The organism is Allorhizobium sp. Av2, from assembly GCF_021462805.2.
GTDB classification, from domain to species: domain Bacteria; phylum Pseudomonadota; class Alphaproteobacteria; order Rhizobiales; family Rhizobiaceae; genus Allorhizobium; species Allorhizobium vitis_G.
In genome coordinates this window covers 1,237,662-1,253,135 of record NZ_CP192697.1, presented here as the reverse complement: position 1 = coordinate 1,253,135, position 15,474 = coordinate 1,237,662, and the positions used below count along the sequence as shown (strand labels likewise).

Below are 15,474 nucleotides of genomic sequence, written 5' to 3'. Positions count from 1 at the left end.
CCGGCGGCATCTTTGGGGAAGGAGATTGCTGATCTCTCGTTTAAAGTTTGCCTGGGTGCCGGGCGGATTCAGTCTGTCCCTGAACGATTGTCACTACCCGTCCACCGTGCTGAGGTCGTCGCTTTCGGCTGGTAATCGAAATCCTTGACGAAGGGATAGGTCGGTTGTTTGCGGCGCTTGCTCGGCAAGGCTTCGATATCCTGGTTGATGACCCCATCGGTCAGCGCCATCAGGTTCGGATTGGAAATTGGCTGAAGCTCGGGAGAAAGATAGCCCGACTTTACCACCAGCAACCGCACCGCTTTCGGATCAATGCCATGCCGGGTGAAATCGGCCAGATTGTGGTAGGGCCTGCGCTTACTGGCGAGAATAAGGGTAATACCACCGATTTTGACGATGGCCTGGCGCTCCGTCGCCACACCCGGATCGTCCAGTCGAAGCACCTCGCAATCCACCTCAACCGACGGGCTTGCCGGATCGAGTGATCCACCGACCTTCAGCGCCAATTTTGCCCCCTCGCCCGCGGAAAAACAGGCATCGACTGCGGGCTTGTCGGTAATCCCGCCAATCACCGCCCCGTCGAAATTGCGTGCGATCAATGCCCCCAGGACATCGGCGCGGTCGCCAACGCCACCGCCGGTGGGGTTGTCGCCCGAGTCAGCTAGAACAATCGGCCGGGTCTGAGTTGTTTCGGCGATGTCGAGCATATCCTTCAGGGACCCCGTCACCGGGCCGAACCGGAAGGCATGGCGCGCTTCCCAGTAAGATCGGGCAATCTCCTCAGCCACCTTTTGCGCCTCGCTTCGATCCACGCCTGTGACCACGGCACAGGCCGTGGCGCGCGGCTCGTCGGCCCAGACATAACCAACCATCAGATTGGCATCCCATATCCCCGGTCGCTGATCATGCTGCGGCAATTTCAAGTAAAGGCTTTTGGCTGGTTCGTCTTCGGTAGAGGTTCGTTCTCCGGGAAGAAGAACCGGCACAGGTGCCCAGGCGACACCGGGCTTTTCGCCAGTCCGCAGTGCCTTTACCAGCATGTCCCAGGCCCGCACCATGGTTTCGCGCACATCGATATGCGGCGCGGTCCGGTAACCCGCGAAAATATCGAGCTGATCGATGATTTTCTGGGTGACATTGCCATGCAGATCATAGCTTGCAGCCACCGGGCAATCCGGGCCAACCACAGCGCGGGCAGAAGCGATCCAATCACCCTCGGCATCGTCCATGCCCTCGACATTCATAGCGCCATGCATGGCGAGATAGAGCCCGTCCAGCGGCAGCGCTGCCTGCAACCGTTCCAGGAATTCGGCCTTGAAACTGTCATAGGTCTGGCGCGAAACCGGGCCGCCTGGAACGGCGCGGGCATGCAGCAAGGGCAAAGGCTTCACCCCATCCGTGCCAAGAAAGCTGAAATAATCGGCACCTAAGAGATCGTCACCGCGCAGCACGCGAAAATCCCCGATCTGCATCAGCACCGGCGATGACGTGCTGCATTCCGTGTGAATGCCGCCAACGGCAATTCGAAATTCCATGTCCGATTTCCTTAAAAACGTGGCATCAGCGGCACGAGAGCTGCAAACCGCTGCCAGTCCTTCTGATCCCTGGGGGTCCAGGCGGCCTCTGCAACAGCTGGCAGGCGGGGGAAGACGAGGTGGTTGAAGTAATCCCGGTTCAGGAAATGCTCTGACCAGATACAGGCCTGCACACCCCGCATCCTCGGCTTTAATTCCTCAGGAAATTCCGCGACGGCTTCATAGGTGTAGGTATGGTGCGGCGGCACGGTGCCGGCCCAGCTGGCGCCCGGTTCCTGCCACGCTTCGTCCTGCACCATATCGAGATAATAGGCCTGACCCGGCGTCATCACCACGTCATAGCCCTGCCGCGCCAGATCCAGCCCAACCTCCGGCTTCTGCCAGGCCATCAGCAGCGTACCCTGCGGATCGACACCGCCACCATGGGATACTTCGTCCCAGCCAGCCAGTTTCTTGCCGCGTTCTTTCAACATCTGCTGAATCCGCTTCATGAAATGGCTTTGCAGCCCAAATGTGCCGTCAATGCCCTCCTGCTCCATCAGCTTTTTCGCCAATGGAGAGGCCATCCAGGTATTGGCCGCAACCTCGTCGCCGCCGACATGCACGAGATCGGAGGGAAACAGCATCGCCATCTCATCCAAGACCTTGCCGAGAAACACATAGGTCTGCTCGATGGCCGGGTTAAGCGCGTTATTCGGATAGCCCTGGACGGGCCGGTAGCTGTCAGGTGCTTCCTGGCCATCGACCAGCTCAGGCAAGGCTGTCAAGATCGCCGTGCTATGACCCGGAATGTCGATCTCAGGCACGACTTCGACATGCAGCAAGGCGGCGTGGGCGACGATGTGGCCAACATCCTCCTGGGTGTAAAAGCCACCGACCGGCTCCGCGCCATTGCCAAGCTGCGGCAACATCGGCTCATCCGGGCCACGCAGCACACCAACAGTCGTCAGTTGCGGATAGGCCTTGATTTCCAGCCGCCAGGCCTCGTCATCGGTCAGATGCCAGTGGAAAATATTCAGCTTCATCCAGGCCATAATATCGATCAGCCGCAGAACGTCCTGCGTCGGATAAAATTGCCGGGATACATCAAGATGGCAGCCGCGCCAGCCGTAACGCGGCGCATCCTTGATCTGGCCGGAGACCGGAAACCGGAACTGCGCGGGGTCCCGTCTTACTCCATGCAGCATTTGCGCCAAGGCCGTCAGTCCATATTGCCGTCCCGCCTCGTCGCCATGAGATAGGGTAATCTCTTCCGTAAAATCGAGCCGATAGGCGGATGCGCCGAGTGCGGGATCATGGGCGAGTTTCAAGGCTTTGCCCTGATCGACCGGGGCCAGCGAAAATGGCACATGGCCGACTGCAAACAGCCGCCGGTAAAGCGCATTGATCCGCTCAACCGCCTGTAAGCTGGGAAGATCCGTGTCCGTTGCGGGATAGATCGCCACGGGAAAACCATCGCCCGCAGCAAGGTTCGCCTCGACGGGCCAAGGCAGCAGTGAAAAAGGCTTGCTGACTTCACCCTTCGGCAACAGAACGGGGGCAGGTTCGCTCACCCGGCCTTGTAGCATAAGATCATCGACGGAGACGGCGACATGGCGTCCATCGGTAAGCGTCAGATAGGCCGATTTTGCGCCATCCGTGCGGTGGCGCGCAGGCCGCCAGAGGCCCTGAACCGTAAACCGCCAGCACGCTCCTGGCACGAGGACCAGTCCTTCCGGTGGTGCAAACTGGTGAAAATTGGCGTTGCGCCGCAGGAAAACCGCGTTGTCGCAGACCGGACCATCTTTCACCCGCGTCAAGGCGGTATAGGCAAGTTTGAAACCGCTGATAGGCTCGGATGATAAATTGTAGAGGGTGAAGACGAAACCGCCGCCATCATCGCCATCGACAGGATACCAAGCATTGTCCAGACGAAAATCTGCTTCAGCCATGACGGTTCTCCTTAAGGTCTGACAGGATGGAGGATCAATAATGCTCGGACTGTGAAAATGTCCGGGCGAGTTCGCTTTGGCCTGCCGTCAATCCACAATCGACGGGAAGGCAGACGCCGGTAATGGCCGCAGCTTGATCGCCAGCCAGAAAAAACACTGCATTTGCAACATCCTGCGCGGTGGCGATCCGCTGCAGCGCATACCAGCGCTTGGCCTCTTCGAACACGGCAGGATTGGCCGCGGCGCGCGCTTCCCAGGCCTGGGTGCGCACCGTGCCGGGTGCCACGGCATTGGCGCGAATGCCGAATTTCCCATATTCCACCGCGATCAACCGGGTCAGATGGATCAGCCCAGCCTTCGCCGCGCTATAGGCGGGATGTCCGAACACGGCCATGCCATTGACCGAAGCTATATTGATGACCGAGCCTTGTGACTGCTTCAACTGATTTTCCAACGCCCTGAAGGTCAGAAATGCCGCTTCGAGATTGAGCGCATTATCCTGGCGCCAGATGGCCGCATCGGTATCGTGCAGACTGACTGCCCTTGCCGCTCCAGCATTGTTGACAAGGGTCTTGGTAACCCCAAACGTCTGCACCGCAGATGCCAGAGCGTCGATGCTGGCCTCGTCGGTGACATCACAGACCACAGGCACGAATATCTCCCCGGACCCAAGACTGACCGCAGCGGCATTCACCGCGGTCTCATCAATATCGGCCAGCACCACCACATCGTGGCTTCCGGCCAGACGGCTAGCAATTGCCCGCCCGATATCACCGGCGGCACCTGTTACCACAGCCACGGATTTCGCCATTCTAGTCTCCGAGAATCTGACGGTCGTCGCCATCGCGATGTTCGACCAATTGTTGTTTGATATGGCGCAGCGTCACCAAGGAAAGCTTGCGATTGCGATAGGCAACCAGGCTGGCGATGACATCGACCATGGCCAGATAGGCAAAGCGGGTCGAAGTCGGGCGAAAGATATTATCGCCCTCCGGCAGGTCGATACCAACAACCATCTCGGCAGCCTTGGCGACAGCGCTGTCACTCTGGGTAAGCGCGATCGTTGTAATGCCATTGTCACGCGCCAGCTCGAAACAGCGCGCCAGCTCCAGATTGCGGCCAGAGAAGGAGGAGCCGACAATGATATCATTGCTGCGCGCCGCCGCTGTCAGCATCAATTGCATATGGTGGTCGTTGCAAGCCGTAACCCGTGACCCCAGCCGAAAAAGCCGGTTCTGCAATTCCGAAGCAATCATCGAAGAATTGCCGCCCGACCCGAATGCATAGATCATTTCGGCCCGGGAAATCCGGTCCGCGACCTTTTCGATCATGGCCGTATCCAGAGAGCGATGCATCATGAACAGGGCGTTCTGTGCCTTGGTGATGACGTCCTCAGCAACATCCTGCGGCTCGGTGCTTTTCGCTTCGGGGTTCAGGTAACGCACGCCGACATAGGCGGTCTTGGCCAGATTGACCTTGAAATCCGAAAAGCTCTGGCATCCAAGCCTGCGGCAAAAGCGGGTCACCGTCGGCGGCGACACTTGCGCCCGCTCCGCCAACTCGATGATCGACGCGCCGACGGCAAAATCCAGCTCACTCAGGAGGATGTCGGCAATCCGCTGTTCGGAAGGCGAAAATTGCGCACGATCTTCCTGTATGGTGGCAAAAATATCCATAAGTGCTCACGAACCGACCCTATTTGGTCGCCTTATAGGCTATGCAGTCGATCTCGACCTTACAGTCGACCATCATTGAGGCCTGCACGCAGGCGCGGGCTGGCGGATGTTCGCCGAAATAGCCCTGATAGATCTTGTTGAAGCTCCAGAAATCACGGGGATCATCAATCCAGACGCCGCAACGCACGACATGCTCCACGCCATAGCCAGCCTCATGCAAAATGGCGATCAGGTTGCCGATCGCCTTATGGCTCTGCTCGACAATCCCACCCTGGATGATTTCGCCGTCTTCCATCGCTACCTGGCCGGAAACATGCAGCCAGCCATCCGCTTCAACCGCTCTGGCGAACGGCAGTTTCTGCCCACCGGCACCTGCTTTTTCCGCACCATACCGCTTGATCGTCATCTCGCCCTCACGCAAATTATTTTCTTAATCAATTGACAATTCACCATAGAAAACCGAATTTGACTAGGGATTTTCATAGAACATGAAAATAATTTAGACAAAGGTGGCTGAGATGCGCGATCCCTTCAAAAACCCCTTCCCGGCAACCGATGCCGCGCGCCATGCGATCTGGGAGATGCTTGTGCCGCGCGACATCGATGCTTTTCTGGCCGCAGACTGGTCGATGGTGGAAGGTGATTTCGTCGAGGACGGCTTCATTGGCATCAATGGCAATCGCGACCCCAATCCGGACCATTGGCGTCTGACCTTCCCCAATCTCGCGGCCTATCGCGACGAATGGCTGCGCCAGGCCCAGGATTTTGCCGGTCAGAGCCATGGTGAAGATCCGCGCACGGCGATTTTCTTTACCACCACGCTGGAAGAGATCGAAATAGAAGGCGAGACGGCTTTGGTGCGCAAAAAATTCGATGGCGGCATCAAAAAAACCGATGGCGGTTTCGACACCATGCAGTGGCAAACGCTCTACTATTGCCGCCTGCATCAAGGCCGCTGGAAAATTTCAGGCTTTACTGGCTATTTGCCCAACCCGATGGGCTCAACCCCCATTAACATCGCCTGATCGCCAACCATCTGACCGTCAACCGTGATTGGAGGCCACTCCGTGCGCATTTTTACAGCCGCCTTTGCAACGGAAACCAACACGTTCTCGCCGATCTGCATCGACCGGCGTGCTTTCGAGGCTTCCCTTTACGCGCGCCCCGGGCAGCACCCGGCAACCCCAACGCTGTGCACAGCGCCAATCACCGTTGGCCGGGAGGTATGCAGGGAAAAAGGCTGGGTGCTGATTGAAGGCACCGCGACCTGGGCCGATCCGGCCGGGCTCGTCAATCGGCAGACCTATGAGAGCCTGCGCGACGAAATCCTCGATCAGTTGACGGCAGCACTTCCCGTCGATGCCGTCGTGCTCGGCCTGCACGGCGCCATGGTGGCGGATGGCTATCTCGACCCGGAAGGCGATTTCCTGAGCCGCATCCGCGCCATTATCGGGCCGGATGTGCTGCTTGCCGCAGAACTGGACCCGCATAGCCACCTGACGGGCAAGCGGGTTGAGGCGGCGGATGTGTTCGTTGTCTTCAAGGAATTTCCCCATACGGATTTCGTTGACCGCGCCCATGATCTCTGGCGGATCGTCGTCGACACACTGGAAGGCCGCATCACCCCCGTCATGTCGGTGTTCGATTGCCGGATGATCGATGTCTTCCCAACGTCGCGCCAGCCGATGCGCGGTTTTGTGGACAAAATGATGCAGATCGAACAGGACGATCCCGATGTCCTGTCGCTCTCGGTTATTCACGGCTTCATGGCCGGGGACGTGCCGGAAATGGGAACAAAAACCATCGCCATCACCAATGGCAAGGCCGAAAAAGGCCAGATGCTGGCCCGCACCCTTGGTCTTGAACTGTTTGAAAAACGCGGCACGTTCATGATGCCGCAGATTGATGAAAAACAGGCCGTGGCCGAGGCGCTCGCAAATCCGGCCGGGCCTGTCGTGATTGCCGACATGTGGGACAATCCCGGCGGCGGTACGGCTGGCGATGCGACGGTCCTGCTTGAGGAACTTCTCGCGCGGAGTGCAACCAATACAGCGGTCGGAATGATCTGGGACCCGATTGCGGTGCAGATCTGCATGGCGGCTGGCGAAGGGGCGGAAATCCCGCTGCGCTTTGGTGCGAAATCCGCACCGGGCACCGGCAACCCGATCGATGGGTTGGTGAAGGTGGTAAAACTCGTAGCTAACGCAGAAATGCGGTTTGGCGAAAGTGTCGCCCCGTTTGGCGACGCCGCTCATATCCATCTAGACGGTATCGACATCGTGCTGAGTTCCGTTCGGGTGCAAAGCTACGACCCTTCGCTGTTCACAGCGCTCGGTATCGATCCCACGTCCAAACATATTCTTGCGATCAAATCCACCAATCATTTCTACGCGGCTTTTTCGAAGATCGCCTCTGACATACTTTACTGTTCAGCAGGATCACCTTATCCCAACAATCCGGCCACCAACCCTTATCGGCGCGTTCGCCGCGATATCTGGCCGATCATTGCCGATCCCTTCCACTCTGCCCAGGACACGGAGACTGCCTGAAATGAACCGCCCAATTGACAAACCAGGTCCAAGACCCGGCGATACGGTTCTCTCGCTGTCGACCCCGCTGCCGCTGATCGATGAGGATAGGCTTGCCGCCAATATCGCGCGGGTCCAATCCTATATGGACGCTCACGGCCTTGCCTTTCGCCCGCATATCAAAACCCACAAGATTCCACCCCTGGCCCGCCAGCAGCAAGAAGCCGGTGCGACCGGCATCAATTGCCAGAAAATTACCGAGGCGGAAGTGTTTGCCGATGCCGGGTTCGAGGACATATTGATTACCTTCAATATTCTTGGGCCTGAAAAGCTCGTGAGGCTTGCTGCCCTGAATGAGCGGATTTCCGGCCTGAAGGTGGTGGCCGACAGCATCGTGACCATTGAAGGCCTTTCAAGCTATTTTCAGGATCGCAAACCTTTGACCGTGCTGGTGGAATGCGACACCGGTGCCGAACGCTGCGGGGTGCAGACACCCGCCGATGCCGTGGCCCTCGCACAGGCGATTTTCGCCAGCAAAACCCTTCGGTTCGGTGGGGTGATGACATATCCCAAGGCGCGCACAGAACAGGCCGTCGAAAGCTTTTTTGCGCAAATCCTTGCCAGCCTTACCACTCTCGGCATTGCCTGTCCGATTGTCTCGAATGGCGGAACGCCAAGCCTGTTTTCCGCCCATCTCGTGCCATCGGCAACCGAACATCGGGCCGGAACCTATATCTATAGCGACCGGAGCATGGCGAAGGCTGGACATGGCACGCTTGACGATTGCGCCATGCATATCCTAGCCACCGTCGTGTCACGCCCGACGCCCGACCGCGCCATTCTGGATGCCGGCTCCAAAGCGCTGACATCCGACCTGCTTGGCTTTAACGATTATGGCTTGATTGTCGACTACCCGAATGCCGTCATTACCGGCCTGTCTGAAGAACACGGAACCGTCGATCTCTCGAGGATTACTGGCAGACGGCCCGAGATCGGCGAGAAAGTGCGGATCATTCCCAACCACACCTGCGTGGTGTCAAACCTGTTCGACATCATGACATTTCACCGGGATGGTGTGGTGACGCGGGTGGAAGATGTGGCGGCACGCGGCTTGGTCTGGTAGCCGCGCTTCCGCCTATTCGCCTGCCCTTATTCCTGAACCGCCTTCAGCGCATCCGGAAGCGTTTCCGCCTGCCAATTGATATGGCGTTCGAGCGCCTCGCCATCGGCATCGAACAGATGGCAATCGCTGGCCTTGATCGTCGTTGTCATGGGCTGGTCTGGCTGAACAGGCGCAGAGCCGGGGAAGACCGCGCAATAAGGTTCACCATTCGCCAGGGACGCATAGGCGATTGTGCTGGCACCGAGCCGCTCGACAACGCTGGGCATTACAGTGATGGAAAAATCACCTTTTCCGAGCGCCAGATGTTCTGGACGGATGCCAAGCGTCAGGTCCTGTCCCAGCATATCGGGACGTCCGGTCACGGGAATGGTCACCATCCGGCCTTCATAGGCGACGGTAACACCATTGGGACCAACCCCCTTGCAGGCGACCGGCACGAAATTCATCTTCGGATTGCCGATAAAGCCAGCAACGAACAGGTTTTGCGGCTTGTGATATAACTCCAGCGGCGCGCCGACCTGGGCAATATGACCACCATGCAGCACGACGATCCGGTCAGCCATGGTCATCGCTTCGATCTGGTCGTGGGTGACGTAGATCATCGTTGCTTTCAGCTGCCGATGCAGCCGCGTCAGCTCGATGCGCATGTCGGCACGCAAGGCTGCGTCGAGGTTGGAAAGCGGCTCATCGAACAGGAAAATCTTAGGCTCGCGGACAATGGCCCGGCCAATCGCCACACGCTGGCGCTGCCCACCGGAAAGCTGGCCCGGTTTCTGCTGCAAGCGCTGATCGAGCTGCAAAACCTTGGCCACCGCATCGATCTTTTCATGGATCTGCGCCTCCGGCATTTTCTCGACTCGCAGCGGAAAGGCGATATTTTCAAACACCGTCATATGCGGATAAAGCGCATAGGACTGGAACACCATGGCAATGCCGCGCTCAACCGGCGGCAGTGCATTGACCCGTGCCCCGTCGATAACGATATCGCCGCTGGTGGTATCGTCCAGTCCGGCGATCATCCGAAGCAGCGTGGACTTGCCACAGCCGGATGGACCGACGAAGACCATGAATTCGCCGTCCTTGATGTCGAGCGAGACGCCCTTGATGACATCGAAATGGCCAAAGGATTTGACGACTTTGTTGAGATAAAGCTGGCCCACCGCGCTGCGTCTCCATACCAACCGGCGACCAAACGGCGACCGGCGAAATTCCAAACAAAAACCGGCTGCGAACCCGTATGATCCGCAGCCGGAACCCCGATGATTATTTGTACTGGTCGATAGCAGCCGACGCCTTTTTCAAGGCATCCGCAGGCTCAGCCTTACCGGTGACGACAGACTGAACCATTTCGATCATCACATTCTGGAAGCCTTTGTAATCCTTAAACAAAGGCTCAGGACCACCGAAGGCGATACCATCGATGAACGGCTTCCAATAGGGCTTGTCCTTGATCAGTTGCTCAACCTTTGCGGAAGGACGAAGCGGCGTCAGACCGGAATCGGTCGTCAGCTCGTATTCTTCCTGTGGTTCCGGCGAGGTGATGTATTTGGCAAATTCGGTTGCCTTGTCCTCGACACCGGAGCCCTTGAAGATCGCCAGGCTATCGGTGATCAGCAGCGTGCCTGGACCCTTGGCCGAAGGGCCGAGCGGCAAGGTCGTCACACCCCAGTGAATGTCGGTCTTCAGCAGGCGATAGGCCGCACCCGTGCTGTTCTGGATCATGCCAGCCTTGCCGTCGAGGAAGATGGCGCGGATTTCGTTCTGCTCATAGGCAGTTGCGCCTTCAACCGAATAGGGAGCGATGTCCTTGTAAGCCTGAAGCGCTGCCAGCACTTCCGGGCTGTCCATGACGATCTTGCCGTCCTTGTCCATCACCTGACCGTTGTTGGTATAAACCCAATGCATGAACTGGTGCATGGTGTTGTCGAAGGTCTTGGCTGGCATGCCGTAACCGGCAATACCGGTCTTTTCCTTGATCTGCTTGGCAAAGGCAATTTCTTCGGCCCAGGTCTTCGGCGGGGTTTCCGGGTCAAGACCGGCTTTCTTGAACAGGTCCTTGTTCCAGAACAGCGCCTTGGTGGAGAAGGCAATCGGCACACCCCACTGGGTATCGTCGAAGGTCACGGTATCGACGATATTCGGATAATAGCTCTTCTTTTCGGCATCCGTCATCGGCACCTTGACGATCAGGTCGTTCTCGGCGAACTCCTTCAATGTGCGCGAACCGACATAGGCCATGGCGACAGGCGTTCCAGCGGCAGCCAAGGTAGTGGCCTTATCCTGGCACTGTTCCCAGCCGACCACTTCCGGCGCAATCTTCCAGCCGGGGTTTTTGCCTTCCCAGACCTTGATATATTTCTCATGCACCGGATCGATCTTGTCGCCGCAATAGATCCAGCTGATTTCCTTATCCGCCGCAAAACTCGACAGAGCCGAGCTTGCCAGCAGCGCCAGCGCGCCCGCCATGATGGTCAAAGTGTTTTTCATCGATGGTTCCCCTTTGTTGACATTAAACGTGTCTTGGTTGTTTCGAAACCGGCTGCCTACTTGACTGCACCCGCCGTCAGGCCACTGACCAGATAGCGTTGCAGGAAGAAGATCATGATCATCGCCGGCGCAATACCGACGAAGCTTGCCGCCATCAGTTCGTTCCAGATCACTTCCTGACGGCCGAAATAGGCAAACAGGCCAATCGGCAACGGCATGTATTCCGTCTTCGAGTTGAAGGTCAGCGCGAAGATGAAATGCTGCGCATAGGCGGTAATGAAGGTGGTGATGCCGACGACGGCAATCCCTGGCATGGCAAGCGGCAGAACCACGCGCCGGAATGTATAGAAATAGCTGGCCCCGTCCACATAAGCTGCTTCCTCAAGCTCGCGTGGAATCCGCATCATATAGGTTCTCAGCAACCAGATGGCAGTCGGGATCAGGAAGGCAATCAGCGGCACGATCAGCGCGAAATAGGTGTTCAGCATTCCCGAAATCCGCATCAGCCGAAATATCGGAATGAGCAGGACCGCGCCTGAAAACATGTTGACGGCAAGAAAGGTTCCCAGCAACACGCCCCTGCCCCGGAACTCGAAACGGGCAAAGGCGTAGGCCGCTGGCACGACGAGCAGCAGAACCACCACCGTTGCGGTGATCGAGATGAAAAAGGAGTTGAAGATATAGCGGCCAAAGCCCGGAACATGGTCCCACATGGTTCGGTAGGCTTCGAATGAGCCATTTTCCGGCCAGAATCGATAAGGCGACGAAAACAACTGACTGAGCGGCTTCAACGACACCAGGAACCCTTCCACGAAAGGCGCCAGCACGAAGGTCAGAAACACCGCAATACCGCAATAGATGCCGATGATTTCATACCATTTGTAGCGATTGATCATCGCCTGCTTGTTGATGCTCATCGGGAGTGCTCCTGCGAAAGGCGGCTGGTGACGCGGAAGTAGAAGTAGCTGAAGATCGACAGGAAGATGCAGATCAACACGGCGCGCGCCGCCCCTTCACCGTATTTGTAAGACCCAATCGCCGTCTTGTAGGTATCGATGATCATCGTCGTCGTGCCGCCGCTTGGGCCACCGCGCGTCAATATCCAGATGATATCGAAGGAATTGAAGGTCGAGATCAGCGAGATCATCGACATGGTAATCATCGCTGGCATCAGCAGCGGCAGGGTGATGCGGCGGAACCGGTAGAACCGCCCAGCCCCGTCGGTCCAGGCCGCCTCGTGCAGATCCTGCGGGATCGCCTGCATCGCCGCCAGCAGATAAAGCGTCACCATCGGCACGCCGATCCACACATCGGTGAAAATTGTCGCCCAGAACGCCGTCGATCCATACGCGAGGAAGGCAACTGGGCCATCGACCAGGCCAACACGTTGCAACATGCCGGAAATCATCCCGAACTGGCCGTTATACATCCAGCCCCACATGAAAATGCCAATCGCCATCGGCACGATCCAGGGCGGCATGGTCAGGATGCGAAACAAGGTTCGCCCCGGCACGGCTGTATTCAAAAGCGTCGCGCCAAACGTGCCGATAATCATCTTGAACAGCACGGAGAAGAACGTCCACACGAAGGTGCGGATGATGACGTCTGCAAAGGTGGCGTTGAAGATCTTGTTGTAATTATCCCAGCCAACCCAGTTCGTTACCCGCTTCAACGACGCATCGGTGAAGGACAGGATGAAAGTATCGACCAGCGGATAAGCAACGATGATGGCGATATAGATGGTTGCCGGCAACAGCAGGCACCAGGCGAAGAAAACAGCTCTGCGTTTCGCCTCCATGACCATCCCCTATGCCGACTCTGCAGGAGCGGCGGACGCCTCGCCATGCAGGCAGGCATCGTAACGCCCCCAGACAGGTGCGAGATCCACCACCTTGCGCTCGGCCCGGGCCTGATCCAGCGCCAGGGCCAGAATACCGGCCTCAATGGCATCGAGAGCGGAAACCGGTTGCTTCGCTCCGGTCTCGATGAAGGCCAGCACATCGGCTGCCATTTGTTCGTCGGCGCCGTAATGCTGCGACTTCTCGGAAGGTGCGCTATAGGTCTTGGCAATAACCTTGTCGTTGTTACGGGCATTGTGGACATCGAGGAAGCCGCGCACGAAATCGCCCTCAGCCATGCCCTTCGAGCCGATCACACAGAAACGGCGAAACTGATCGGGCACATTGAGATTGGTGTGAAATGTCATCGCCACGCCATTCTCATATTCGATGATCGCGGTCTGGTAATCGATAATGTCGGCATCACTATCAAAGACCTTGTCGGAGCCCAGCCAACCGCTTGGTTTGCGGTGATAGACTTCCATGTCGTTGACGCCATCCTGCTCCGGCGCATTTTCCGGAATGAAGCTCTTGCGACCACCAAAGCTCGCGACGAACCGTGGCCGAGCGCCAACAACACCATTGTAAAGATCAAGATCGTGGCAGCATTTCTCCAGCATGAAACCGCCGGTATAGCGTCCGTAGCGGCGCCAATCGCGCATGAAGAAAGCGCCGTGATAAGGCTCGATATGCTCCGATGCTTCAATGGAGACGACATTACCAAGCAGGCCATCCGCCTGCGCCTGGCGCAAATCGCGGTAGAGCGGCGAATAGCGAAGAACGAGGCCAACCAACAACCGGTCATGACCATAGGTATGCAGAAGCGAGGCGAGTTCGAGGCTTTCCTCGATGGAAATTACGATCGGCTTTTCGGTAAACACCGTCAAACCGGCCTGAAGTCCTATACGGATATGCTGGAGATGCAGATGATTGGGAGAGCCGATCATCAGCAGATCAAAACCGCCTTGCGCAATCAACTGCTCCGGCGTCTCATATGTCTTGCCGGGCGATACACCAGCCTCAATCAAGCCAGGCAGACCTGCTGGATCAGGATCGACATAACCGACAATTTCGAAAGACGGATCGATCTCACTGAGCACTCGTCCGAGATAACCAAGCCGGAAACCAAGCCCGATAATGGCGACTTTCATGCTGGAATTTTCCCCGTTCACGTAATTTATTTTCTTGAGACTGCTAATTTTCAGCAGTTTCGTCAATAGGAAAAGCAATTCTCCGCAAGGTCGTGAAATTTATTTTCACACTCAGCGATGACCGCCTAAACCCTTCACAACTTCATCATCGTCTCCGTGCGCACCACTGGGAATGCTGAGTTCGAAGAGCTATGCACGATTGTTCCATTTCTTTATTCTTGTTAATGAATAATACCAAAAAAATGCCAATCGTCCAGACTGAATGATAGTTACCCCTATTTTTTTAGGGAAATATCTGTTTTCTCAGCGCAATCCACCCTGCTTCTCTGATCTTTGAGAAGACCAATGAAACATTATTGCTAAATTGGTATTGCCTTGGTACTGTAAACAAAAAACAACCATAGGCATTCTGGCTAGGATACGGGGAGCGTGACATGCAAACGGATGTGCTTGCTTTTGCGAGCCTGCAATCCAGCCGGGGCGGCCCGCTTTATATCAAGTTGAAGACGCTGATCGAAGATGCCGTTGAAGCTGGGAAGCTTAAGCATGGCGACGCCCTGCCTGCGGAGCGTGACATCGCAGAAGCCGCAGGTATCAGCCGTGTCACGGTGCGCAAGGCGATAGACGACCTCGTTGCTGAAGGCCTCCTGGTTCGCCGAAGGGGCGCTGGAACCTTTGTCGTCAAGCCCGTCAAGCGCATGCAGCAACCGCTGACACGGTTGACATCCTTTACCGAGGATATGGCCCGGCGCGGCATGGTCAGCGGTTCACGTTGGCTGGAGCGGGGCTTGTTTTTGCCAACACCCGAGGAAACCATGGCGCTTGGGCTTTCCGGAACGGCTCGCGTAGCAAGGCTGGTGCGGCTGCGTACCGCCAGCGACATGCCGATTGCGCTGGAACGCACCAATCTGCCGGATGATCTGTTGCCGGACCCCTCCCGCGTCGAGAACTCTCTCTATGCAGCACTTGGCAGTGTCGGGATTAGACCTGTGCGCGCCAATCAGCGCATTTCGGCAGTCATATTGACGGATGATGATGCCAAACTGCTCGGCATGCCGCCGGGCTCTGCTGCGCTTTCGGTGCAGCGGATCGCCTATCTGGATACAGGCCGGGTAATGGAAGTGTCGCGAGCGCTATACCGCAGCGACGCCTATGACCTGGTTGCGGAATTGACCATCGGCTCCTGATCGGACGCCGCAGGATAA

General features: G+C 57.2%; 14 protein-coding genes. 4 read left to right on the top strand and 10 right to left on the bottom strand.

Features of this window, described 5'->3' with window-relative positions; translation table 11 throughout:
- Nucleotides 1–68: 68 nt before the first annotated feature.
- From FS819_RS23500 to FS819_RS23480, 5 genes are read right to left on the bottom strand one after another with little or no spacing between them, the layout of a single operon-like run.
- Nucleotides 69–1,535 (bottom strand): M81 family metallopeptidase, encoded by a 1,467-nt coding sequence (locus tag FS819_RS23500; RefSeq protein WP_156549633.1) that lies wholly within the window; start codon nt 1,533–1,535, stop codon nt 69–71.
- A gap of 11 nt (nt 1,536–1,546) precedes the next feature.
- The gene (locus tag FS819_RS23495) at nt 1,547–3,466 is read right to left on the bottom strand and encodes a beta-N-acetylhexosaminidase (protein WP_156549632.1); all 1,920 of its coding nucleotides are present in this window, start codon (nt 3,464–3,466) and stop codon (nt 1,547–1,549) included.
- 34 nt (nt 3,467–3,500) lie between these two features.
- Nucleotides 3,501–4,277: an SDR family oxidoreductase gene (locus FS819_RS23490; RefSeq protein ID WP_156549630.1), complete on the bottom strand. Its 777-nt coding sequence runs from the start codon at nt 4,275–4,277 to the stop codon at nt 3,501–3,503.
- 1 nt (nt 4,278) lies between these two features.
- On the bottom strand, nt 4,279–5,142 hold the full coding sequence (locus FS819_RS23485) for a MurR/RpiR family transcriptional regulator (protein WP_156549628.1): 864 nt from the start codon (nt 5,140–5,142) through the stop codon (nt 4,279–4,281).
- Nucleotides 5,143–5,161: 19 nt separating this feature from the next.
- Complete coding sequence (locus FS819_RS23480; protein ID WP_012654461.1) at nt 5,162–5,548, bottom strand: RidA family protein; 387 nt, start codon at nt 5,546–5,548, stop codon at nt 5,162–5,164.
- A 112-nt stretch (nt 5,549–5,660) separates the two neighbouring features.
- Between FS819_RS23480 and FS819_RS23475 the strand changes: the two genes are divergently transcribed.
- From FS819_RS23475 to FS819_RS23465, 3 genes are read left to right on the top strand one after another with little or no spacing between them, the layout of a single operon-like run.
- Nucleotides 5,661–6,167, top strand: coding sequence for a hypothetical protein (locus tag FS819_RS23475; RefSeq protein ID WP_070149284.1), 507 nt, complete (start codon nt 5,661–5,663; stop codon nt 6,165–6,167).
- Between the two features lie 42 nt (nt 6,168–6,209).
- Entirely contained in the window at nt 6,210–7,691 is a 1,482-nt protein-coding gene (locus FS819_RS23470; RefSeq protein WP_234624686.1) for a M81 family metallopeptidase, read from the top strand.
- Between the two features lies 1 nt (nt 7,692).
- Nucleotides 7,693–8,793, top strand: coding sequence for a D-TA family PLP-dependent enzyme (locus tag FS819_RS23465; protein ID WP_156549626.1), 1,101 nt, complete (start codon nt 7,693–7,695; stop codon nt 8,791–8,793).
- Between the two features lie 26 nt (nt 8,794–8,819).
- Here the strand turns inward: FS819_RS23465 and FS819_RS23460 are convergent, their stop codons facing one another.
- The 5 genes from FS819_RS23460 to FS819_RS23440 form a co-directional block, all read right to left on the bottom strand.
- Nucleotides 8,820–9,953, bottom strand: coding sequence for an ABC transporter ATP-binding protein (locus tag FS819_RS23460; protein WP_234624685.1), 1,134 nt, complete (start codon nt 9,951–9,953; stop codon nt 8,820–8,822).
- A gap of 103 nt (nt 9,954–10,056) precedes the next feature.
- Nucleotides 10,057–11,259 (bottom strand): ABC transporter substrate-binding protein, encoded by a 1,203-nt coding sequence (locus FS819_RS23455; protein ID WP_409050079.1) that lies wholly within the window; start codon nt 11,257–11,259, stop codon nt 10,057–10,059.
- Nucleotides 11,260–11,336: 77 nt separating this feature from the next.
- A complete protein-coding gene (locus FS819_RS23450) occupies nt 11,337–12,191 on the bottom strand; it encodes a carbohydrate ABC transporter permease (RefSeq protein WP_070163500.1) in 855 nt (284 codons plus the stop codon).
- A gap of 2 nt (nt 12,192–12,193) precedes the next feature.
- Entirely contained in the window at nt 12,194–13,078 is an 885-nt protein-coding gene (locus FS819_RS23445) for a carbohydrate ABC transporter permease (RefSeq protein WP_012654454.1), read from the bottom strand.
- 9 nt (nt 13,079–13,087) lie between these two features.
- The gene (locus FS819_RS23440; protein ID WP_156549621.1) at nt 13,088–14,269 is read right to left on the bottom strand and encodes a Gfo/Idh/MocA family protein; all 1,182 of its coding nucleotides are present in this window, start codon (nt 14,267–14,269) and stop codon (nt 13,088–13,090) included.
- A 434-nt stretch (nt 14,270–14,703) separates the two neighbouring features.
- Here FS819_RS23440 and FS819_RS23435 point away from each other — a divergent pair, with 434 nt between their 5' ends.
- A complete protein-coding gene (locus FS819_RS23435) occupies nt 14,704–15,456 on the top strand; it encodes a GntR family transcriptional regulator (RefSeq protein WP_070163325.1) in 753 nt (250 codons plus the stop codon).
- Nucleotides 15,457–15,474: the final 18 nt, after the last annotated feature.

What these genes read in the sequence shown, in the direction of transcription:
- FS819_RS23500 (WP_156549633.1), bottom strand. Translation starts at nt 1,535, where the DNA reads ATGGAATTTCGAATTGCCGTTGGCGGCATTCACACGGAATGCAGCACG.
- FS819_RS23495 (WP_156549632.1), bottom strand. Translation starts at nt 3,466, where the DNA reads ATGGCTGAAGCAGATTTTCGTCTGGACAATGCTTGGTATCCTGTCGAT.
- FS819_RS23490 (WP_156549630.1), bottom strand. Translation starts at nt 4,277, where the DNA reads ATGGCGAAATCCGTGGCTGTGGTAACAGGTGCCGCCGGTGATATCGGG.
- FS819_RS23485 (WP_156549628.1), bottom strand. Translation starts at nt 5,142, where the DNA reads ATGGATATTTTTGCCACCATACAGGAAGATCGTGCGCAATTTTCGCCT.
- FS819_RS23480 (WP_012654461.1), bottom strand. Translation starts at nt 5,548, where the DNA reads ATGACGATCAAGCGGTATGGTGCGGAAAAAGCAGGTGCCGGTGGGCAG.
- FS819_RS23475 (WP_070149284.1), top strand. Translation starts at nt 5,661, where the DNA reads ATGCGCGATCCCTTCAAAAACCCCTTCCCGGCAACCGATGCCGCGCGC.
- FS819_RS23465 (WP_156549626.1), top strand. Translation starts at nt 7,693, where the DNA reads ATGAACCGCCCAATTGACAAACCAGGTCCAAGACCCGGCGATACGGTT.
- FS819_RS23455 (WP_409050079.1), bottom strand. Translation starts at nt 11,259, where the DNA reads ATGGCGGGCGCGCTGGCGCTGCTGGCAAGCTCGGCTCTGTCGAGTTTT.
- FS819_RS23445 (WP_012654454.1), bottom strand. Translation starts at nt 13,078, where the DNA reads ATGGAGGCGAAACGCAGAGCTGTTTTCTTCGCCTGGTGCCTGCTGTTG.
- FS819_RS23440 (WP_156549621.1), bottom strand. Translation starts at nt 14,269, where the DNA reads ATGAAAGTCGCCATTATCGGGCTTGGTTTCCGGCTTGGTTATCTCGGA.
- FS819_RS23435 (WP_070163325.1), top strand. Translation starts at nt 14,704, where the DNA reads ATGCAAACGGATGTGCTTGCTTTTGCGAGCCTGCAATCCAGCCGGGGC.